Source organism: bacterium (assembly GCA_040755755.1).
In the GTDB taxonomy this organism is placed as follows: Bacteria; SZUA-182; SZUA-182; order DTGQ01; family DTGQ01; genus DTGQ01.
On the sequence record JBFLZW010000009.1, the window covers coordinates 17,552 to 36,392 of the forward strand.

Here is an 18,841-nt window from a genome sequence, read left to right on the forward strand (position 1 = left end):
ACGCTGAGACGCAGAGGAAATGATTTTTTTGTTTTTCTCTGCGCCTTTGCGTCTCTGCGGGAGATCATTTTTTAATACGCTCCGCCTGCAGCAAACCTTCCCCTGTCCCGGTCTCTTCCCCGGTCATCATCGTCATCCGCCACCCCATCGAGGTCACGCCGGCGCTCCACACTCTCGTACTCCACCGGCTGATAAGGGCTCCCACTCCACGCCTGCACAGCCAGTGCCTTAGCCCAGAAGTGATCCGCATGCCCGGTCTCCTCGGAGCGATCCGCGTCAAACCGGAAATGTCCGGTTGCCGTAGGATACCGCTTGATGCTGTGCAGGCTCTCCCTGATTACTCTATCCACCGGGATCGCCGAGAGCTGATCGTCGAAATTCTTTTTCAGCCCGCCCGCGAGGGCCTCTTTGTGCGCTGTAGTAAAATCCACGGCTTCAACCTTCCACTCCCCGAACCGCTCGACCGCCTCCTCCGCGATCTGCGCCCCGATGCCGGTGGCATCGATGCAGGCCCGGCGACAGGCAGGCAAGCTCAGGATCGACCAGAGCATCCGCTTCTGAATGAAGAACGGTTGCTTCTCCAGGTTGATAATAGCCGCCGTCCGCAGTCTCCCCTCGACCAGGTCGTCAACCCAGATAACCGAAAAATCCCTCTTTCTGGCCACATCGAAGCCGACATACAGCTCCCGGAAAGGTATCCATCGCAGAATGTCGAAAGCATCCCATGCCGGTTCTTTCTTGGTGAACAGATACTCCTGGTGATGTGCCTTCGCCCTGGCCAGCAGTACCTCTATCCATCCCGGATACGGATCGATGGTCTGATCCTCCACCGAGTTGATCAGATCATAGGTGATATAGGCCGTGGCTTCGTCCAGGAACTCACACATATACTCCTGCGCCCAGGCTTCATCATCCCCCAGGGCCTGGCGCAATTCATCCGGAGTGCAAATGGATCCATCCTCATTGCGCAGAATCAGCCCCTGGGCCACGGCATCCAGGATGGTCACCAGATGCTTGCTGTACCGTGGGTTTCCCCACAGGTCGTAAAACTTGTTTTTCTTCCCCTGGGGGGTGGAAATAACCCTGATCTTATACCCCCTGGTCACGGTCGGAAACAGGGCCGTCCAGATTTGCCTGCTGTTCTGGTGAAACGCGAACTCATCGAGCAGGATGTTAGCCGAATGCCCTCTGGCCGTAGACGGATTGGCTGGCAATCCGATGATTTTTGATTTATTGGGAAAATTGATCTCAAGCTGCTTGAACTTCTTATCTTCAAGCTCAAAGTCCGATTCCAATATCTCGCAGGCTTTCCCATAGGCCATTGCATGCATCTGGGCCTTTGCCATCAGCTCCTTCGACTGCCTCTCCCCTGCGGAGAGAAACACCCACCGGGTGCGGGTCTCACAGCAGTTATCCACAGCCTCCAGAGATGTGCCGAATGACTTCCCCGCCTGCCTGCTCCACATCCCGATCTTGAACCTGGCCGGGTCGGTGATCCACCGCTTCTGGTACTCGTACAGAGTAACCGGAGCATCCTTGCCTTGCACTTCGGCATCCAGGGCATCTATGGCTTTGACATCCTTCCTACTTAAAGATGCCATAAATTTCCTCCCGGATGGTTTTCAGCGTTTCCGGATCAAGGCCCTGCCTGCTTCGATCGGCGATGACGCCAAGGGATATGAGGGCTGCGTGAATCTGCTCCTGGCCATATTCCTCCAGGAGTGTGGAAAGATGATGCTCAAGTTTCTGGTTAATATTTGCAGGGTCAATGGATACAGGTTCCCTCGACTGCGCCGCTTTTTCGGCCTTCTCTTCCACTTTCTGGAGTGCCTGCTTGACTCTTGTCTCCCAAAGCAGCTTTTCCCGCTGGTTGCTGACGCGGCCCATCTTGTAGACGATATCAGCCACTTTGTCGATGGGCAGCTCTTGCAGCCGCTCCTGCATATCACAGGAAGTGATGAAGGAAATTAAATCCCCCTCGATCAAATTGGTGAGCAGCTTGCCGGTATTAACCTCCGGGTTCTCAGACGCCGCCCCGACGATGGCCTTTGACCATTCCCTGGTTTTCATCATGCGCTCTGCGGCCAGATCAAACTGTTCTTTCGACATCCGGTTATAACGACAGATCGCGGCACTGGATATCTGCTCCCCATAGACCTCAGCAACAATCCTGGATATCTCCTTATAGGCCACCCCCTGATTCATCAGCTCCAGGATTTTTTCTCTGGCCTGGGCCGACATCTCCTCCACCTTAAACCCCCGGCGTCCCGTTATCCTTTCCCCTTTTCTCAGCTTGCCCATAATATGCTTTTCCTCTGTGTCTCTGTGTCTCTGTGGTATCCTTTGCCTTTCACCGGCTGTGAGGAATCAGAATGCCGGGGTCTTCCGGTATATTCGCTTCCAATAGATCAATCCCCTTCGATACGATCCTGGCCACGGTCACTTTATTACTGCTGATCCTCTCATCACTCAATTCCTTCACCTCGACATACTCCTTCGATTCCAGATATTTTAATTGAGCGATGGTATCGGAGTCCGTTATGGGTATTCCGCAATTGCGGACAAAATCGGTAATGACCAGAACCTGGATATCATCCCCAGGATAAAAATTCAGACATTTCAGGATGAACCCTCTGGCCCGCTTGTGGATTATCGCTTCCATTTCATTCATTATTTTTTCTCCCTGCCCCATTGAAGGCTTTGTCGATAAAATCCATGATCTCTTTAAACTTAAACTCCAGGCTGCCCATGATCCGGATCAAATCCGGCTTGGTCACATAGTCCTTATAAACTTCGCTCTTCAATGCCACCAGGTCAGCCTCGATCCTTGCGAATCGCTCATCACCCTCCTGCATCCGCTTCTCGACCGAAGCCTTGTACTCCTCGATGGTTTGCCGGAGCTGCTTGAAGTAAAACGCTCCCATCGAGATAACGATTGCCAGGAGAAGCTGAAAAACAATCAGCACTACACCCCAGAACATGGTAACCAAACTGCCTTCAGGTATTTGCATGATTCCTCCGTTTTTTAGACGAATAGCCTTCGTATCATATCCATATTGATGTTGGGACACGTGATTGGACAGTTTTTCCCTTCCTCCAGCTCGTAGTGCCCGTAAATATCCTTTGGCTCCAGATCGAACTGGAGCATCAACTCGACGAGCAGGTCCTGGAGGGTTTCGAGAAGCTGCCTCGCTGAAAAAAGATGCCGCCCGATCAGGCAGACTCCTATGGAATCCTCGTTATGCCCCAGGCAGTGATTGCCGGGAACAAGGATGGACCGGCCAGGCTGCATCTGCCCATCCATTTTCGGAATGTAATCGCCGGTTGGTTTGAGATACCCATTGAGGATAATGAAGTGATAGCCAACCTCATCGATGCCCCGTTGCCGGTGCAGGTCAGTCAAATACTTTTTCTCTCCATATGCGCTGTCCGAGCAATGGAGAATGATTTTTTTTACTTTCCGGCCATTTGCCATAGTCTCTCCTTATTGTCATTCCCGCGAAAGCGGGAATCCAGTGTTTTATTGGATTTACTGAAGACTATAGCATATCCAAAAAAATCGTGTGTCCGCCGTTGGCAGTCGTTGTCAAAAAAAATGAAGGGGGGTGATTTTTTTTCTTGAAAAAATGTTGACAGGCAGGAATCAAATTTCCCCCCTCGCCCCTTCGGGGAGAGGGTTGGGGTGAGGGGGCGGTGGGTCTATTTGTCGAGAATTCAGGAGTCAGGAGTCAGAAGTCAGAATAAAGGCTATCTTTTCTTCTGACTTCTGACTCCTCCTCCCTTGACAGAACATCTTTTGCAGATCACCTTGATTAATGAATAACAGCAATCATGCACCCATCAATCATGCTGGCAGGGCTCAACCACTGGTAACTGCTGATATTTCTTATTCCTCCTGGCTACGCAAATCAGAGCCAGCCCCATACTGCGCACAGAAAGACCGTCCTTTACATGAGGGTCGGGCTCAATCAAAACCCTCTCCCCTTCCAGGAGAAGCAGGTCTTTATGGCAATATGTCCCGCCCTGAAATTTCACGGTGCCGTTTTTTACTATTCTTCCTTCCATGTAAGCTACCTCAAATTACTAAGGGCAAAGGCACAGGCATAATCACTTTGTGCCTCTGTGCCTTTGCCCTTTTGTGCCTGCTTTTCTCAATTCCGCATAGCCAGAGGGTTAACTCCATCATCAACCTTAACCGGCCCTACGGTGATATCAGAATGAAGAAATCTGGCCAGGTCTCTGATCCTGGCATTCCTGAGCCTGATTATTTCCTCCGCCGCATCAGTGAGACGCGCTATATCTCTGACAATTTCCTGCTTCTCTTGCTGCCAGTCCTTGTTCTTCATATCCTTACCTCTTTCCTTCCATCTCCCTGGCCACGCTCCTTGCCGTAGCTCACGTGGCGCAGGATGGAGACTTTTCGTGATATTCTTTCCAGCCTGCCCTCGACATCGTGCAGGAATATATCGAACGCCTCTTTACCGTGCTCGTCAGACATCAAGAGTATCAGCGCCCTGATATAACCCAACTCTTTATCCACATCGTCTTCCAGGGTACGCAATTTATCTCTCAGCCATTGATTACGCTGTTCCTGGTCCATTGCCCGGTCTCCTAGTAATCGTAAGGTTCCTGCATCAGCTCCTCGATGCCGTCTATAATGGCCCCGGCGATAATCATCATCGGCACCTCCCGGCATTGCAGCGGGCTGACACTGGCCAGGTCAAGAGCATCCTTGAGCCCGGCCAGGGCCAGGTGGAAATTGACGAACGCCTGCTGGAGACTGGCATGCGCCAGCTCCGCATTGGCGGATAACATTTCGCCATTGGTGGCGCTCAGCGGGTGAGCACACTTGGCTGATTTTATCTTGCGGGCTGTCTTATTCATGGTGTTTGGCCTCCTTCGGTGTTCCAGGGGTATAACTTTTGGTAGACACTCTTTCTTCTGCTTCCCTTTGCTTTTGCAATACCAGCCTGTTATAGCGACACAAGGCAGCGGCGGAGATTTTCTCGTTGAATTTCTCCATAATGGCTTCTGACACCTTTTCATACGCCATCCCCTGCTTGAGCAAGCTTATCGCCTCAGCTTTGGCATTCTCGGAAAGCTCATCGACCTTGAACCCACACCGGCCAGGAACCCTTTGCCCTTTAGGGAGATCATCATCCGGTGATGATGCCGTGCTCCTGATCTTAATCTTGGAAGTGCTTTTGGAAAAGGCAATCTCAACTTCAAACCCGGAATACTGCATAACTTCCCTGACAACCTCAATAGCTGTCTTCTCCGGATCAGGATTGAACGGCGTTGTTGCTCCTGGCATGGTATAGCTTCCGGTTTTGCGGAGTGAAGGGAGGACTTCGGATGTTACCCATTTCCGGAATGGTTTAGCTTCCGGTTTGTTCGAGCGAAGGATAAGCGTGTAAAGACCAGATTCGTTAATGACCAGCATTTCCTGGGTGCCGCCAAGGGTGTAACTTTTGGTTATACCCTTTTCGTCATCATCTAATCCTTGGAGTGCCTTGCTCGTGTTGGACATTTCCAACACCTCACATACATCCTTAGCCACCCACCAGGGAAGTCCATGCTCATCGATTGTTGTCCTTATTGCATGCTCTCCATAGTTGAAAAGCATTAACTGAAAGTTTTCCTTGCCGGGGGGATTGGATGAAGAGGAAGGTTGATCGTGCCCATCACTGGGCGGAATGCTTTGCTGCGTAGACATAGCTACACCTCCTTACAGTTGCGAGAATGCCCGCCAAAAGAGAAAGCCTGAGTGTTTGTCACGACCCTGTAAGGTGGCCGCCCCGGACCTCACGATCACGGGACACTCAGGCTTAATTTTTAGCGAATCACTCTCAATGCTTTGACAAAAAAAATAGCCTAAATCCGAGGCCAGCGGCCTTACAGTTTTCCCCGAAGCTATCGCTTCGAGGCATTTGACAATATCAATTATACTTCTTTGGCAAGATATTATCAAATAAAAATTTCCGGCTATTTTTGAGGAAGGGGATTGCTCGGATGCTATTCCGAGCTTCAATAACAGGGCTTCCAGCTCCGGAGAAATTTTTCCTTCTTCGGCATCCTTATGCATCCGCTTGAAGGAGAAATACATCCTCACCAGATCACGCTGCACCTTCCAGGAAATATCATCGGTGAATGGCTTTACTACCATCAGGTAGCCAGACTCGGTGAGAAAGATCATTGATCTATGTTGATCTCTTGAGTCCTGTGTTTGCTGGTAGTTTGAGATGTCCGTTTGGTGGACATCTAAAATTGGCTTCCATTCCTCATAAGGGAGATCGAAATAATCCTCCCCTTCGATGAATCTGCTCTTATGCCGGTAGAATGTTTTCCTGGCGGTTCCATCGACTCTTTGATGCAGATCATCCACCATGCGGAAGGTAACAACCGGATGATCCTGATAGGTGATAAGCTGGACATCCTTATCCATGATATGGATGGTGGCAGGAAGGTTTTGCCCATCACTGGGCGGAATGCTTTGCTGCGTAGACATACCTACACCTCCGTTGGTTAGTGAGAATGCCCGCCAAAAGAGAAAGCCTGAGTGTTTGTCACGACCACCAACGGACGGGCCGCCCCTAATCTCACGATGTCGGGACACTCAGGCTTGTTTTTTAGCGAATCAATCTCAATATTGCTTTGACAAAAAAAATAGCCGAAATCCGCGGCCACGGCCGTTGGTATTTTCCCCGAAGCTTTCGCTTCGAGGCATTTGACAATATCAATTATACTTCTTTGGCAAGATATTATCAAATAAAAATTTCCGGCTATTTTTCTTGTCGCCATGACTGCCATTTTCTTTTTTCTTGCAAGGAGAGCTGGCAGGCTTTATAATGCAGCTATCCTTGAATTTGTTAAACTATGTTTTGGGCTCGCTGGCAGCCTACTCCAGCGGGCCTTTTTTATTTCCCCCTTCCCCCCTTTCCCCCTCACACCGCCACCCTGCTCAGCGGCACTGCCCTGTATCGTGGATTCGTCAGCCCCTGATACCATTCATCGATCGTGACGCACTGGATCCTGCGGGCTGCGATGTAGTCGATCAGCGCCCGAAAGTCGGCGATTGCCCAGGTGTTGGCCCCGGCTGCCGCCTCCAAGGAGTGGCCGTGGAAAACAACAGTAGACTGCTGGGTGATCGCGTTATCCACCAGAGTCTTGGCTGCCGCCAAAGTCGTCCCGCTGTCGAGGGCCTTACTGTTGAGCAGCTTCAGGTTATCCACCGGCGCGTATTGGAGTGAGCTTCTCGTTGTCCGTCCCGTCAGAATGCCGCAGGCATCCATCGCCGCCAAAACATCGGCATTATACACTCCCCCTGGATAGGCCAGATAATACGCTGCCCTGGTATATCCCTGGGCAATCAGCCAGTCGGTACACTGCTGTATCTCGTCCTCGATCTGGGCCTGGGATAGCCCGGTCAGATAATCCGGAGCGCCCGGATGGGTGTAGGTATGGTTTGCCAGAGCCCACCCGGCATCGTACAGTTCATCCACCTGAGCCAGGGTCATATAGCCGTCTGTCCCAACCAGGGCAGGGACCGTGTACAGTGTCCCCGGCACTCCTCTGGCGGACATATAGGAAAACCCTTCGCTATAGGCTGATGTCCGCCCATCGTCGAACGCGATAATACACCTGGGAAGCTGCTCGGTTGAGTGCCTGAACTCATCAATTGAGATGCTGGCTGTCTGGCCTGTTTTAGCCACAAGTTTGATATACATCCTGATTATGGCATTCCAGGTTTCCCCATTCACTACTGTCCACCGGCTTCTTGGTATGACAAGGTGTGTCCAGCCCTCGTCGAGCAAATCAGCGCCACTGAGAGATAAGTTCATGCTTTTGCTCAGATCTGAGGTCGAGGTAAGCTGTATTAACACCTCGTTTACCGTAGTTGATGGCACGGAATGGGAATAAAACCATATATGCATCGCTTTACTCGCCGCCCGCAGATCCACTGCCGCAGGTAAAATTTTCCTGGCCATGATCCACGATCCCGGCGTGGTCACGCTTAATTTGAGCGACTGGCTGCCAGTCCGATACTGACTGGTATTGGCCGCTATCGTTCCATCCGTGCCGATCGTGGTGAAATCGCCGACAGCCTCAAAATCCTCAAAGAGAATGCCATTGCTCACCATATAATTTTGTGGTAACGATGATCGCGACATGATTCCTCCTACAGATTCATCGGCGTGACCTTGCAGGTCAGTGTCCCGTCAGTCGTTCTGGTAGCCTTGATCTTCACGTAATTCGGAATGCCGCGAAAATAGTAGGTATAATTGCCATTGGCATTGAGCACGGGCGTTTTCATCTGAGTAAAGGTACCGTCATCCTTTGGAGCATAACAATTCCCGAAGTCCCCGCCTGATATGGCGTCACCCAGAATTTCGACCAGCCAGTTACCGGACACAATACCCGTAACCGAACACTCCACCGAAATTGCATTAAATTTTCGGCAGTCAATCTCGCTGCTTGTGGCAGTGGCTGTAATGGCATTATGGGCGACTACCACACCCCCCTTGCTCATTTTGCTTACATCGATGGTGTCATATTCATCCGACAGCCTGGTTGTCAGGCTCGCCGGAATCGGATTGCTGTCCATTACCTCAGCATCTGCAATCACTGGCAGCACGCCGACCGGCAGTTTATTGGAAGTCTTCATCTCTTCTTACCTTGCCTTTCCTTTCTTTCTCATTCATCTTAATCCTGACCTGTTTTATTTTGTTCTCGATCTCCTCCGACGGAATCCGGACGGTCTGTCCGATCCGTATTGTTCGGATCCGCCCCTCCCGGCTCCAGCGGTAGATCGTCCGAGTTGATACCTGGAAGAGTTTTGCCGCCTGGCTGATGGTTAAAAATTTTTTCGGTTCTCTATTCATTCTATTCATCCTATTAATTTAATCCCTTTGCTCCTGGGGCTCTCGTCTCAAGGATGAGCCGGTGATTTGATAGGCGGTGCATATTTCGTAGAGTCGATCCACGGTGTCCCTGCTAATTGTGGATCCCAATTCTTCTACCGACTTTGAGGTAGTAAAGAGTATTGCCAGATTGTAGTTATAGCGGTAATTGATAATTCCATACAGCTCCTCGCTGGCCCAGGGGGATAGCTTACGCTGACCGATCTCGTCCAGGCCAAGCACCCCAGCCTCTTTCGCCTCCAGGATCAGCCGGGAGTACTCCGGAGTTCCCTCGTCACCGAAGGCGCTTTTGAGCTGGGTGTAGAACTCCGGGAGATTGATGAACAGACATTTAGCTCCGCGTTTCATCAGCTCCAGCATGACGGCACACATATAGTAGGTTTTTCCGGTGCCGGTGCTGCCGATTAACCCAAGGCCATTTTTAGTGGTCAGTGGACAGTGGTCAGTGGCCAGTTTTTCTCTGTGTCTCTGTGTCTCTGTGGTGTCCTTTACTCTTTTCAGGTAGTCAAGACATACCGGAATAAACTGCCCTTCATACGCCGATTTCCCGGTCGGCTGCAAACTCGCCCCCCAATACCTCGGCGGGATCCGCGAGGCTATCAGCCGTTGCTGCCAGATTTCGCGGTTTTTTTGCTCCGCCTCAGCGGATTCCCTGCAGGTGCAGGGATAAAGCCTGATGGTCATGCTTGCCCGGATCAGGATATTTTTCACCTCAGATTCCCTGATCGCAGTGAAATCAACCTCCGGTTGCCTCGGCATGGCCCCGCAGAATGGACACGGCACATCCTGAGCCGGGACAAACTCGACAGGTGAGCGAGGGTCTTCTATCTGCCCTTGGCCAGGCAATTTGCCCTGATCAGAACACCCTTCTAAGGTTTGGCCCTGGCTGTCCTGCTGGCCTGGCTGTCCCTTTGATTTGCCTTTGCTCCTGTTCCTGTTGGACATTTCTTTCCTCTTGCGGTTGCTCCTGCGGTTGCTTTTGCTGACCACTGACCACTGGCCACTGACCACTCTCCACGCTCTCCACGCTCCCCACGCTCTTCCTGGCCTGCTTTTCCCGTTCATGGATCAACGTATTCTTCAGCCCCTCAATGGCATCACTTGCCCGCTTCAAGGTTAAAAACCGGAGGTCTTCGGCCTTGTAAAACTTCTTCAGATAGTGCCGAAGGCCGAACGCTACGACATCCCGATCATCGATCGGCTGCCCTTTGAGCTGAATATACTGCACAAACATCCACTCGATATACCGAAGCTGGGCCGGTGTGGCCATCCCGGCCCGCCCGGCGTATTCGTCGTATTTTTTTGCGGCCGCACTACCCTCTTTCTTTCTGATCTCGAATCCGCACGCCTTGAGATGATCGAGCACCGCACCGAACCTGCTCCTGGGCAAATCCGCAGCCGATGACACCCCGGCTACGTTCTGAAGCATGTCGCGGTAGGTGTCATCATCGAGCCGAAGCTCCTGCTTTGCAACGTGCAGCAGGGCAAGCTGGGCCTTGCTGCAAAAGGTTTTATCCTCTGTTTTTTGGTGGTGTTGCCGTGGTTTTCTTTTTTGGTTTTGATGGTTCATGATCTTTTCCCGCTTAATACTACAACGAGACTTTCAAAATGTCATTCCCGCGAAAGTGGGAATCTCTGCGCTATTTAATATTTTTCCCGCAGAGACGCAGAGGCGCAGAGAATGACCAAAAAAGAAATCCTCCGCGCCTTTGCGTCTCTGCGGGAGATCATTCTTACATGTCTCGTTGTAATATTAATCGATATTCCACTATACCCACTTTCTCAACCTAATCCCTCTCCCCTTTTAAAAGGGGAGAGGGCAGGGTGAGGGGTTTTTCAGGTTAAATCCCTGATATTGAACTCCGTCGTTTCATAATAGGGCAAATCCCTGACTTCCCGTTTAGCGCCAACCTGCCTGAGCTTTTCATCAGCCCAGTCTTCCATAACTTCCTTCCTCAACTTCTCCTCCACCTTGATGGCCTCGATATAGCCAAACTCCTTACACCATTTCAGCGTGTCCTTGCAGGCCCTGATCTTGGTTGACTTCCGGAAGCCGATAGTGCCATAATTCAGTTCCTGACTCCGTTTTTCCGTGAACAGGCTTGCCTTGTTCTTCGCCATGAAGGACGCCAGTTCCTCCTCGATTGCACCAATCTGCTCACGAATCGGATTGGCCAGTTTGAGCTTTTCCTCCACGATCAGGTCAATGGCCTTTTCTGCATCGGCCTCGATCCCTTTGAGATTCCGCATCATATCAGCCAGTCTGTGCAGAGCTTCGTCAGCCTCCGCCAGGGTGGTAATGGGCTCCGCAAAAACCTTCTTTTCCTTCACTGCCGCCGTCTTGCTCATTTTCCCGCTCCGTATCTTGCTCTATTCGCTCTGTTGACTGCATTCCCTTCCATCGATGCGAGCAGTTCTTCCGGCACACCGTCTTTCGCAAAAACAGCCGATAAATCTGTGTCCTGGCTTGCCTGGAGAAGCTTGGTATAGTACAATTTTATTGCGATCCTGATTGCATCGAGATGGAGATAGACTTCCTGGAGATATTTCATCTTGTCATCGTCGCGGACCTTATGGATGACCAAATTCAACCACTGGATTTTACTGATACAATCTTCATAGAAACCATCCAGAATCCTGCGGATGTTCTCGATCCTCTCGGCTTCCAGGAAATCGGGGGCTTCGAGGGCTTCGGCTATGGCAGGCGGAGTTTCCTGGACATCCTTGGACAAATGAGGCTCCGTTTGCTCTTGTGCAGCCATTGCCCCCTCTTGAGCTGGTTCTTCCGGCTGTTCGGGAAGCCGCGTGCGATTACCATGAGATTTCCCGGCATTCTGCTGTACCGGATTGCCGTCCGGTGCAGCAGAGGAAGGCGCTGCTTCATCGGCGCCGGAAGTGGGAGCGTGCTGCGGTGGCACTGCCTCGGTAAGGATAGCCGGGAGAGTGCCGCCCGCAGCCTCAATTTTCTTTCTGTATTTCGAGGGAGCCATATACAGTGGTTCAGGTCGTTCAGCCCCCTCGCACAGAGAATAATATACATGCCGCCAGTCGGTTCCATGCCCCTTCATATGCCGTTTCACTATTCCCCGCAGATATAGGTACATCAGAAACTTCCTGGCATAGACATAGCTGGCATTGTTACAAATCACGCACAGGTCCCTGATCTCAAATGACCCGTGCTGGGAAAGCACCCGGACGCCGTGCCATAGCTTCTCGGCTATCTTCTGAGGGCGTTGCTTTGTGGCTTTAGAGCTGGCAGCCGTATTTTCTTCCTCACCAGCCTGTATTTCTCCCGTGACTCCCTTCTTTTCTCCCTCGCCCCCCTGGGGAGAGGGCCGGGGTGAGGGGTTCTCGTTCCCTGCAACCTCCTGGGATAGTGTTTCTTGTCTCAATTCTTCCGGTGATGCCGGTAACCTGAGCGTTTTTCTCATTTCTTCCGTCTCCTTGTAACCCTATAACCATGTCTTTACTGATCACTGGCCAATAACCCTGGCCACTGACCACTCATTCTCTTACGCTGCCTTCCGCTTCAGCACTGCCCTGGTCGTCATCTCGACCATCTTGCTCGATACGGCAGCCGTGCTGTTGGCCCTGGCCATTCTCTCCAGGTGCGAGAGAGCCACGATGATGTCCCGGAAATTCCCCATCGTATTGGAAAACAGTTGCTCTGCGGTCCGCTCGTCGATCTGGAGATCGCATAGCTCCAGTCCCAGCATCGTGATTTCCTTAGCCGAAAGCGGCTGATAAACTACCTGCTGACTGACCCGGCTCCAGAATTGATGATGCCGCATCAATTTCTTTTGAATCTCGTCCATGCCCACCAGCACGATCGGAATGTCCGTCTCGTCGTGCAGGTCCCGGAGCGTATCGAGCAGCTTCCGGTCGCGGACCAGATAGTCGGCCTCATCGATGAACACCGTGCATTTCACCTGGGTTACCGCATTTTGCAGATCGAGAAACTTATCCTTGATCCTGGGCAGACTCAAGATATTAAGCTCCTTCCCGATCGCTTCCAGCATCCAGGATGTCGTCCAGGTGGCTTTTGCCCGCAGATAAATGCTGTTTGTCTGGCAAACGTGCCACTGAATAGACTTGGTTTTCCCATACCCTGCCCCCCCGTAGACCAAACCAAGTCCAGGTACTCCTGTATCCCGTTTCTCCAGGGCAGCCACTGCCTCCTGGAGCCGCCTGACATTTTCAGTCTGTACAAATTTAGGCTTCATTCTCCCCTTTCACCTCCTTCCTTCCTCGATTCAGGGCTATCACTCACTTAAATATCCAGTGAGCAGGTTTCCTTCACTTCTTCCGCTCTCTGCCGACTTTCCCGCCTTGTCCATTGCCGCTTATTACGAATGGCACTTACATAAGAATTAGTAATTCTCCCGCAGAGACGCTGAGACGCAGAGGATATCATTGAAAAGTAAAAGTAAAATAAGTTCCTCCTTGTGCCTTTTTACTTTTTGCTTGCTTCCAGGCCGTTGACACATCGATATATCCCGACTTTCATCAGGACCTTGCCGGATTGGTTGTTCTCTGCGTCTCTGCGTCTCTGCGTCTCTGCGGGAGATCTTTTTTCCCTGTGTGCACTGAAATCTTTTCAACTTTCTCCATCCCCTCCACCTCCTTTCTTCTTAATGGTCAGTGGCCAGTGGTCAGTGAAAGACCTGCTTTTCTCCTGACTTCTGACTTCTGACTTCTCTTAATATTCAGCAGATTTCCCGGTTAAAAGGTCCACCATCCAGAATTTATCCACCTTCCGGAAGTCGATCTCCTCCAGGTAGTTAATGACAAACTCTTTTATATCTTTCCCTTTAATCCAGTACATATCCCCGCCCTGGCTTTCCAGCCGCCCGGTTCCTCTCCGGCCAGCCTTGAGGTAGCCCAGGCGGATCCACCTGGTGATGACTTTGACATCGACTCCGAAGCATTCCGCCAGGTCGGTCGCGCTCTGGCCTTTTAAATTCCGGAGAAACCGCATTCGCTTCCGCTTGACGACTATCCCATAAACCGAGCGATGAAATCCGGCCCGTCGTAAATGCTTTTGAATCACTTCCGGATTTTTATGGGCTTGATGCTCCAGGATATTCAGCTCCTCCGGTGACCAGTCAGGCTCCTTTTTCCCTTTGGTAATCAGGCCCAGGACCTGCGCTCTGCGGGTGATTTTCCATCTGGGAAATCCCAGCCGGTTCGCCAGATCGCGCACCGGATGATTGCCGAGCGTACAGGATTCCATCCCAACCTGCTCAGCATAAGCCTTGCGGATCATGGCATCGATTGCCGGAGTGATCTTGAATTTTTCAGGCTTGCCGCCTCTCATCTTCCACCCCCCGCCGCTTTCTTCATCTGATACATCCTGGCCAGCGATTCGTAATAGTCCCTGTTTCTCTGATAGAGCTCCGTTTGCTCATACCTGGCCATATGCTCCCGGTCCTGATCCGTGACCATCCCGGCATTTCCCTCCAGGATGCGCTCATAGCACCACTCATACCGCTCGCGGTCCGAGCCGAATAAATCCGGACGTCTGACCGTCGTCGCCGTATCCTGCCTTTGCTGACCACTGACCACTGACCACTGACCACTCTTCTCTACCCCTTCCGTCCCCATTTCCTCCACGGCATCGACAATGGCCTGATACCGGTTCAGGTCAAGGGTTTCGCTCTCCGGCCCGCGGATCTGCACGGGCTTTTTCTGCCCGGCCTGTTTCAGCCGCTCCTGCATCCGCCAGTCTTTGTCTTTCTCGTAATCATAGCCGTGGTCTCTGGCCAGGTCGGAGTTGAGTGCGTGCTGAGCAGCAATGACCTGCTCGATATGCTTTGTTTGCCTGTGCTGTGCCTTCTTGATCTCACCTGGAGTTAATCCTGCCGCTGCCGGGTCCCTGGCTATACAGATAAATCTGGCCTCCGATTTCCTGATTACCGTATGAATCTGCTCAGGTTGACCCTCCGAGCCCTGGACAGCATCCGGGCCGGGGCTGTTCTTTGGCTCAAAAATGTAGATTTTGGAAGCATCCTGGAGGTCAATCCGAATTTCCAGTTTCTGGCCTTCATAATTTACCAGGTCAGGGGCATAGTACAGGCAGTTGTTATACCTGACTGTCTCCTTCCGGACCGTGGCCGGTTTTGCAGGCATAAGCAGGATATCGAGCTGCCGCTCCTCCACCCTCCTGGCCACCCAGCCGGGCATATGGAACGCTTCACGGGGCCGCATGCCGTTAAGCCCTGCATGAGGATTTTCTTCATAGATGTTGGCCAGATAATTATTGAGCAGTACCTGAAATTCCTCCGCAGTGTACTTCTCGATGATAACCGGTGCCCGATTGACTATACTGTTCCCGGTATACCCGGATAGCTCTGACAGCAGCCCCTCGGATAAGGTCCGGAAAAACCGCTCCACATGCGGCTTTTTCTCCGGCGTATAGGGCGGAAGCTTCGGCGTGCTGATTCCAAGCTCATCACAAATCTGATTGACCAGGTTAGCCTGGTAATCGAGGCCGTTATCCCGCAATATCTCCTTCGGAATCCCCCAGGCCAGGAACCCGGCCCGCAGTGTCTGCGCAATCCCCCAGGCGCTGCTCTCCGGGAACATCCGGACAATGGCACGACGGGACCGCACGTCCACCAGGGCTATGAGCTTTTGCCTCTTGCCATCCTTGCAGATAAGATCAGCCGGTGAGGTGTCGATCTCCCACCGATCGTTCGGCCAGCACACCTGCTCGCTGGCATTGCCGATGGCCAGTCGATGCTTCCCCTTCCATTTTGACCTGCTCTTCGAATGCGACAGAATATAGTCAAACGTACTTTTATGCATCTTCCAAAGCTGATTTACATACCGCTGAATGGTCGGGTAACTCGGAATTTTTCCCGTGGAGGAAATAGCCGCCAGGCTCTGCGGCCTCTGAAGCTGGAGATATTTGTATATCGCCGTGGTCTTCCGGCGCGGATTCTCGAAGATCATGGCACATATTTCCTTCTTTGCCTGCTCTGAAAGAATCGGCTTCCTCCCCACGACCTGCCGCGGCTCCCCGCTCTTCGATTTCCCTCCCAACACCCCGGGCAAGAGACCCTCGACGCCGGCAGAAGCATACGCACTCCGCCAGCGGTAGTACGTGCCCAGCGACACCGTGCCTACTATTTCGAGGGTCTCCCGCCTGACCCAGACGGGGGGGAGTTTGTCCGGGCTTGCGGGGTTATTTCCGTATCCAGATGGTGATGATGCTGGCATAGCAGATGTTCTATCTGATGCTGTAGCATCTGCCATAGCAGATGATGAAGCAACGGTGTCCCGGAGGGAGTGGGTGCAAGAGCCTCCCTCCGGGAAATCAGCCCGGATGGAGGGAAGGAAATTTGAAGCTCCATCCGGGTCAGATGAAGTATTGGAAAGTATGGGCAGACGGCCTTTTGCTCTGCCCCCGAGGGCCTGTCCCTCGATGGTATCCATACTATCAGCGATATCTGCACAAAAGCGAAACAGGCTGCCATCATTGAAGGCAGCTAAAAATTGTTTGATCAACTGTACCTTATTCAGGTCAGAATCGGCTGCCGTCCTCGATGCGATCAGCCTGGCCACCGACACCACCACCCGCTCACGCTCGCGCGCGATGAGCCATGCACTGCCGGTCGTCTGTGTAGCCTGCACCGGCGCGGCATGCCTCGACGCTGCCTGTAAGGATTTAACGCGCTGCGAGCTGGTTATCTGTGTCATCTGCACCGGCGCAGCCTGTAAGGACTCAACGCGCTGCGAGCTGGATGGTGAGCTGGTTATTGATGGTGTCAATGAATTAGCGGTTTCAGCCGGGGAAGAACCTGCCGAAGATGCCGAAGGAAAAAATTCTGATTCTGATAAGGATGTCGCTTCTGATGTAACTTCCAAAGATGAATATGGAGATGAAGACATCTCCAATTTCCTTGAGGTAGATAAGGCCAGAAAATTGGCTGATAAGGTTGAGTTTTGGCCAATATTGAACAGGAAGACCTTCCCCCCGCAGCTTTTTCCCTGGCCTTTGACCTGCCGGTAAGGGAAAGTCGTTTTAGCCCAGAGGAAAAATTTTCCCGATCTATACTGCTTCCCAACTAATTTCGCCAATTCCTGGCGGTTTACCCATAGCTCCATGTTTTCACCCTAACCTGGGTTAAGCCTTAAGCCTCAAAATCCCGTAAATCCAAATCACTCTTGGCCTGCTTAATCCCCTCCATTTTCTTTTTCAACTCCTGCTCTTCAGTTTGAAGTCTAAGGCTGATTTCAGAAACGACCATTTTGATCGAAGGGAGAAACATGGAAATTAATTGCTGGTCCTTGGAAAACTCAATCAAATAGGGTAAGAGAGCTGCCGGAAAAGGAACTTTCCCTTCAGCCATGTCATACAGGGCTCTAATCGAATACTCGATACCTTTTTGGTGGAGAAAATCCTGGAAACCCCTGACCGAAAGATCGTGATCTCTTGATTTCCCCTTTCCATAAACGAAAATCCGATATAAGTGATTGACTGCAAATTCTTGGTTTATATGCTTCATATCGCCTTCCTCAGTTTCCTTACAACACACTTCTCTGTAAATGCAATGTTGTCTTTCACACATTTGCATCCCCTTTTCTCTCCCTTAGTTGTTTTATTGTGTTGAAGTAACTTTTTAAACATGATAAATTTAATAACGTTAAGAAAACGAGCCAAGGAAGCTTAATACTTAATTATCCGGCCAGAGCTTTTTAACGGGAATTCCTAAAAAATTAGCTATCTGAGCCCTGACCCTTGGTCTCCGTCTGAGGTTGTTAATTGCTTGAGCCACGGTTGTACGATGCACCCCTAGCTGTTTCGCAAGTTCAACCTGAGTAATTCCCCTTCTTAGCAGGATTACTTTAATTTCTGTAGGTGTCATCGCACTCTTTTTTGTGTCCTGAAGGCAACATGTGTTGCCAGTAAAAATTTAAAAACAATCAGCCTGCACCAGCTATCAGAGCAAAGGGTAACTGGTGTTGCTCCTATAATAATATATCACTATAGAGATAATGTCAACTGATAAAACCCAAAATAGCGATAACAATTCATTTAACACCCGGCTGGTAAAACTGCTGTCTGCCTGTAAATTGTCCCAGCTATCGCTTGCAAAAGCAATAGGTATATCTCAATCAATTATCTCTGAATGGATCAGCGGGAAAAAAAATCCTCGACTACCAGCTCTTGAATCTATCGCAAAAGAGACAGGGGCTAACCTGAACTGGCTAATCCTTGGGGAAGGCCCCATGTTTCGTGAAGGTGCAGGTATAGAAAAAACTATCCCTACCGAAAATTTACCCAAAGAACAATTTAAACGCTGGTTAGACGAATTCTGGTTAGAAGCTGATCCAGATCAAAGAACCTGGCTCAAGGTCGAGTTGAGGGAAAAAATCCCCAAGTTTGCTGATTGGCTAAAAAAAATGGACGAACGCCAGGAAGGAGGCAGTCGTCAAGTGGGGTAAATTGGTGATTTTCACTAATTCACAATAAATGATAATTAGTAATTAATAAGATCATTTGTCACCTTTCCCTTATTAACTGCAATTTATATGCACTAGCTCTAAATATTTATTTTTGAAATCAAATCTATAAGTTTTTCATACACTTATCATTTCATCGACTGTCAACGGAAAATAATAAAATCGGCCAACTTTTTGGCCGATTTTTCAAAAAAAAAAAAAAAACAAGCGTAATGCTATGATTTTATTTAAGTTTTATTAATAGCTAAAAAGTTGGCCGATTTTATTAATACCTCGATAATTACCCAGTTAACATACTAATTTATTTAGACTTTTATTGATGGCCACTCACTACCGGACACATTTTTAGAAATAGATTGAGAACACATTAGCTGTCGCTCATGATATACTCTAAGTAATTGAAAAAATAATTAAAAAGGAGTATATCATGAGCGACAATATGAGAACATATA

At 50.6% G+C, this 18,841-nt stretch carries 26 protein-coding genes; 2 read left to right on the forward strand and 24 right to left on the reverse strand.

Annotated features, from left to right (window positions below):
* Positions 1–71: 71 nt before the first annotated feature.
* The 22 genes from AB1611_03245 to AB1611_03350 all read right to left on the reverse strand — a co-directional run bounded on the left by AB1611_03245 (position 72) and on the right by AB1611_03350 (position 16,430).
* Positions 72–1,601 (reverse strand): terminase family protein, encoded by a 1,530-nt coding sequence (locus tag AB1611_03245; protein MEW6378607.1) that lies wholly within the window; start codon positions 1,599–1,601, stop codon positions 72–74.
* Entirely contained in the window at positions 1,585–2,301 is a 717-nt protein-coding gene (locus tag AB1611_03250) for a phage protein Gp27 family protein (protein MEW6378608.1), read from the reverse strand. The genes AB1611_03245 and AB1611_03250 overlap by 17 nt, the downstream gene beginning before the upstream one ends.
* A gap of 49 nt (positions 2,302–2,350) precedes the next feature.
* Positions 2,351–2,671, reverse strand: coding sequence for a hypothetical protein (locus AB1611_03255; protein MEW6378609.1), 321 nt, complete (start codon positions 2,669–2,671; stop codon positions 2,351–2,353).
* Positions 2,664–3,011 (reverse strand): hypothetical protein, encoded by a 348-nt coding sequence (locus AB1611_03260; protein MEW6378610.1) that lies wholly within the window; start codon positions 3,009–3,011, stop codon positions 2,664–2,666. The genes AB1611_03255 and AB1611_03260 overlap by 8 nt, the downstream gene beginning before the upstream one ends.
* Before the next feature lie 14 nt (positions 3,012–3,025).
* Entirely contained in the window at positions 3,026–3,475 is a 450-nt protein-coding gene (locus AB1611_03265) for an N-acetylmuramoyl-L-alanine amidase (protein ID MEW6378611.1), read from the reverse strand.
* Positions 3,476–3,840: 365 nt separating this feature from the next.
* Complete coding sequence (locus AB1611_03270; GenBank protein ID MEW6378612.1) at positions 3,841–4,065, reverse strand: Mu transposase C-terminal domain-containing protein; 225 nt, start codon at positions 4,063–4,065, stop codon at positions 3,841–3,843.
* Between the two features lie 86 nt (positions 4,066–4,151).
* Positions 4,152–4,346, reverse strand: a complete 195-nt coding sequence (locus tag AB1611_03275) for a hypothetical protein (GenBank protein MEW6378613.1) — start codon at positions 4,344–4,346, stop codon at positions 4,152–4,154.
* Positions 4,343–4,600: a hypothetical protein gene (locus AB1611_03280; GenBank protein ID MEW6378614.1), complete on the reverse strand. Its 258-nt coding sequence runs from the start codon at positions 4,598–4,600 to the stop codon at positions 4,343–4,345. The genes AB1611_03275 and AB1611_03280 overlap by 4 nt, the downstream gene beginning before the upstream one ends.
* 11 nt (positions 4,601–4,611) lie before the next feature.
* The gene (locus AB1611_03285; GenBank protein MEW6378615.1) at positions 4,612–4,884 is read right to left on the reverse strand and encodes a hypothetical protein; all 273 of its coding nucleotides are present in this window, start codon (positions 4,882–4,884) and stop codon (positions 4,612–4,614) included.
* Positions 4,877–5,716: a Bro-N domain-containing protein gene (locus AB1611_03290; GenBank protein ID MEW6378616.1), complete on the reverse strand. Its 840-nt coding sequence runs from the start codon at positions 5,714–5,716 to the stop codon at positions 4,877–4,879. The genes AB1611_03285 and AB1611_03290 overlap by 8 nt, the downstream gene beginning before the upstream one ends.
* A 12-nt stretch (positions 5,717–5,728) precedes the next feature.
* The gene (locus tag AB1611_03295) at positions 5,729–6,508 is read right to left on the reverse strand and encodes an ORF6N domain-containing protein (GenBank protein ID MEW6378617.1); all 780 of its coding nucleotides are present in this window, start codon (positions 6,506–6,508) and stop codon (positions 5,729–5,731) included.
* A gap of 17 nt (positions 6,509–6,525) precedes the next feature.
* Positions 6,526–6,801: a hypothetical protein gene (locus tag AB1611_03300; GenBank protein MEW6378618.1), complete on the reverse strand. Its 276-nt coding sequence runs from the start codon at positions 6,799–6,801 to the stop codon at positions 6,526–6,528.
* Positions 6,802–6,944: 143 nt separating this feature from the next.
* Positions 6,945–8,171: a polysaccharide deacetylase family protein gene (locus AB1611_03305; protein MEW6378619.1), complete on the reverse strand. Its 1,227-nt coding sequence runs from the start codon at positions 8,169–8,171 to the stop codon at positions 6,945–6,947.
* 8 nt (positions 8,172–8,179) lie between these two features.
* A complete protein-coding gene (locus tag AB1611_03310; GenBank protein ID MEW6378620.1) occupies positions 8,180–8,665 on the reverse strand; it encodes a hypothetical protein in 486 nt (161 codons plus the stop codon).
* On the reverse strand, positions 8,649–8,882 hold the full coding sequence (locus AB1611_03315) for a helix-turn-helix domain-containing protein (GenBank protein ID MEW6378621.1): 234 nt from the start codon (positions 8,880–8,882) through the stop codon (positions 8,649–8,651). The genes AB1611_03310 and AB1611_03315 overlap by 17 nt, the downstream gene beginning before the upstream one ends.
* An 18-nt stretch (positions 8,883–8,900) precedes the next feature.
* On the reverse strand, positions 8,901–9,866 hold the full coding sequence (locus AB1611_03320; protein MEW6378622.1) for an ATP-binding protein: 966 nt from the start codon (positions 9,864–9,866) through the stop codon (positions 8,901–8,903).
* Positions 9,778–10,491 (reverse strand): regulatory protein GemA, encoded by a 714-nt coding sequence (locus AB1611_03325; protein MEW6378623.1) that lies wholly within the window; start codon positions 10,489–10,491, stop codon positions 9,778–9,780. Before AB1611_03325 ends, AB1611_03320 begins: the two co-directional genes overlap by 89 nt.
* A gap of 266 nt (positions 10,492–10,757) precedes the next feature.
* Positions 10,758–11,270 (reverse strand): host-nuclease inhibitor Gam family protein, encoded by a 513-nt coding sequence (locus AB1611_03330; protein ID MEW6378624.1) that lies wholly within the window; start codon positions 11,268–11,270, stop codon positions 10,758–10,760.
* Positions 11,267–12,352: a hypothetical protein gene (locus AB1611_03335; GenBank protein ID MEW6378625.1), complete on the reverse strand. Its 1,086-nt coding sequence runs from the start codon at positions 12,350–12,352 to the stop codon at positions 11,267–11,269. The genes AB1611_03330 and AB1611_03335 overlap by 4 nt, the downstream gene beginning before the upstream one ends.
* Before the next feature lie 81 nt (positions 12,353–12,433).
* Positions 12,434–13,144, reverse strand: a complete 711-nt coding sequence (locus tag AB1611_03340; GenBank protein MEW6378626.1) for an AAA family ATPase — start codon at positions 13,142–13,144, stop codon at positions 12,434–12,436.
* Between the two features lie 476 nt (positions 13,145–13,620).
* Complete coding sequence (locus tag AB1611_03345; GenBank protein ID MEW6378627.1) at positions 13,621–14,238, reverse strand: hypothetical protein; 618 nt, start codon at positions 14,236–14,238, stop codon at positions 13,621–13,623.
* Complete coding sequence (locus AB1611_03350; protein ID MEW6378628.1) at positions 14,235–16,430, reverse strand: Mu transposase C-terminal domain-containing protein; 2,196 nt, start codon at positions 16,428–16,430, stop codon at positions 14,235–14,237. The genes AB1611_03345 and AB1611_03350 overlap by 4 nt, the downstream gene beginning before the upstream one ends.
* Between AB1611_03350 and AB1611_03355 the strand changes: the two genes are divergently transcribed.
* A complete protein-coding gene (locus AB1611_03355; protein ID MEW6378629.1) occupies positions 16,423–16,935 on the forward strand; it encodes a hypothetical protein in 513 nt (170 codons plus the stop codon). The two genes, AB1611_03350 and AB1611_03355, sit on opposite strands and share 8 nt — an antisense overlap.
* Before the next feature lie 121 nt (positions 16,936–17,056).
* Here AB1611_03355 and AB1611_03360 read toward each other — a convergent pair whose 3' ends face one another.
* Both AB1611_03360 and AB1611_03365 read right to left on the reverse strand, forming a co-directional pair.
* Positions 17,057–17,494, reverse strand: a complete 438-nt coding sequence (locus tag AB1611_03360) for a hypothetical protein (protein MEW6378630.1) — start codon at positions 17,492–17,494, stop codon at positions 17,057–17,059.
* Positions 17,495–17,599: 105 nt separating this feature from the next.
* Positions 17,600–17,791: a helix-turn-helix domain-containing protein gene (locus tag AB1611_03365; GenBank protein ID MEW6378631.1), complete on the reverse strand. Its 192-nt coding sequence runs from the start codon at positions 17,789–17,791 to the stop codon at positions 17,600–17,602.
* A gap of 130 nt (positions 17,792–17,921) precedes the next feature.
* Here AB1611_03365 and AB1611_03370 point away from each other — a divergent pair, with 130 nt between their 5' ends.
* Entirely contained in the window at positions 17,922–18,371 is a 450-nt protein-coding gene (locus tag AB1611_03370) for a helix-turn-helix domain-containing protein (GenBank protein ID MEW6378632.1), read from the forward strand.
* The last annotated feature ends 470 nt before the right edge of the window (positions 18,372–18,841 follow it).

Bases quoted from the DNA above. Each gene is read 5' to 3' on its own strand.
- AB1611_03245 (MEW6378607.1), bottom strand. From the start codon at position 1,601: ATGGCATCTTTAAGTAGGAAGGATGTCAAAGCCATAGATGCCCTGGAT.
- AB1611_03250 (MEW6378608.1), bottom strand. From the start codon at position 2,301: ATGGGCAAGCTGAGAAAAGGGGAAAGGATAACGGGACGCCGGGGGTTT.
- AB1611_03255 (MEW6378609.1), bottom strand. From the start codon at position 2,671: ATGAATGAAATGGAAGCGATAATCCACAAGCGGGCCAGAGGGTTCATC.
- AB1611_03260 (MEW6378610.1), bottom strand. From the start codon at position 3,011: ATGCAAATACCTGAAGGCAGTTTGGTTACCATGTTCTGGGGTGTAGTG.
- AB1611_03265 (MEW6378611.1), bottom strand. From the start codon at position 3,475: ATGGCAAATGGCCGGAAAGTAAAAAAAATCATTCTCCATTGCTCGGAC.
- AB1611_03270 (MEW6378612.1), bottom strand. From the start codon at position 4,065: ATGGAAGGAAGAATAGTAAAAAACGGCACCGTGAAATTTCAGGGCGGG.
- AB1611_03275 (MEW6378613.1), bottom strand. From the start codon at position 4,346: ATGAAGAACAAGGACTGGCAGCAAGAGAAGCAGGAAATTGTCAGAGAT.
- AB1611_03280 (MEW6378614.1), bottom strand. From the start codon at position 4,600: ATGGACCAGGAACAGCGTAATCAATGGCTGAGAGATAAATTGCGTACC.
- AB1611_03285 (MEW6378615.1), bottom strand. From the start codon at position 4,884: ATGAATAAGACAGCCCGCAAGATAAAATCAGCCAAGTGTGCTCACCCG.
- AB1611_03290 (MEW6378616.1), bottom strand. From the start codon at position 5,716: ATGTCTACGCAGCAAAGCATTCCGCCCAGTGATGGGCACGATCAACCT.
- AB1611_03295 (MEW6378617.1), bottom strand. From the start codon at position 6,508: ATGTCTACGCAGCAAAGCATTCCGCCCAGTGATGGGCAAAACCTTCCT.
- AB1611_03300 (MEW6378618.1), bottom strand. From the start codon at position 6,801: ATGGCGACAAGAAAAATAGCCGGAAATTTTTATTTGATAATATCTTGC.
- AB1611_03305 (MEW6378619.1), bottom strand. From the start codon at position 8,171: ATGTCGCGATCATCGTTACCACAAAATTATATGGTGAGCAATGGCATT.
- AB1611_03310 (MEW6378620.1), bottom strand. From the start codon at position 8,665: ATGAAGACTTCCAATAAACTGCCGGTCGGCGTGCTGCCAGTGATTGCA.
- AB1611_03315 (MEW6378621.1), bottom strand. From the start codon at position 8,882: ATGAATAGAGAACCGAAAAAATTTTTAACCATCAGCCAGGCGGCAAAA.
- AB1611_03320 (MEW6378622.1), bottom strand. From the start codon at position 9,866: ATGTCCAACAGGAACAGGAGCAAAGGCAAATCAAAGGGACAGCCAGGC.
- AB1611_03325 (MEW6378623.1), bottom strand. From the start codon at position 10,491: ATGAACCATCAAAACCAAAAAAGAAAACCACGGCAACACCACCAAAAA.
- AB1611_03330 (MEW6378624.1), bottom strand. From the start codon at position 11,270: ATGAGCAAGACGGCGGCAGTGAAGGAAAAGAAGGTTTTTGCGGAGCCC.
- AB1611_03335 (MEW6378625.1), bottom strand. From the start codon at position 12,352: ATGAGAAAAACGCTCAGGTTACCGGCATCACCGGAAGAATTGAGACAA.
- AB1611_03340 (MEW6378626.1), bottom strand. From the start codon at position 13,144: ATGAAGCCTAAATTTGTACAGACTGAAAATGTCAGGCGGCTCCAGGAG.
- AB1611_03345 (MEW6378627.1), bottom strand. From the start codon at position 14,238: ATGAGAGGCGGCAAGCCTGAAAAATTCAAGATCACTCCGGCAATCGAT.
- AB1611_03360 (MEW6378630.1), bottom strand. From the start codon at position 17,494: ATGTGTGAAAGACAACATTGCATTTACAGAGAAGTGTGTTGTAAGGAA.
- AB1611_03365 (MEW6378631.1), bottom strand. From the start codon at position 17,791: ATGACACCTACAGAAATTAAAGTAATCCTGCTAAGAAGGGGAATTACT.
- AB1611_03370 (MEW6378632.1), top strand. From the start codon at position 17,922: ATGTCAACTGATAAAACCCAAAATAGCGATAACAATTCATTTAACACC.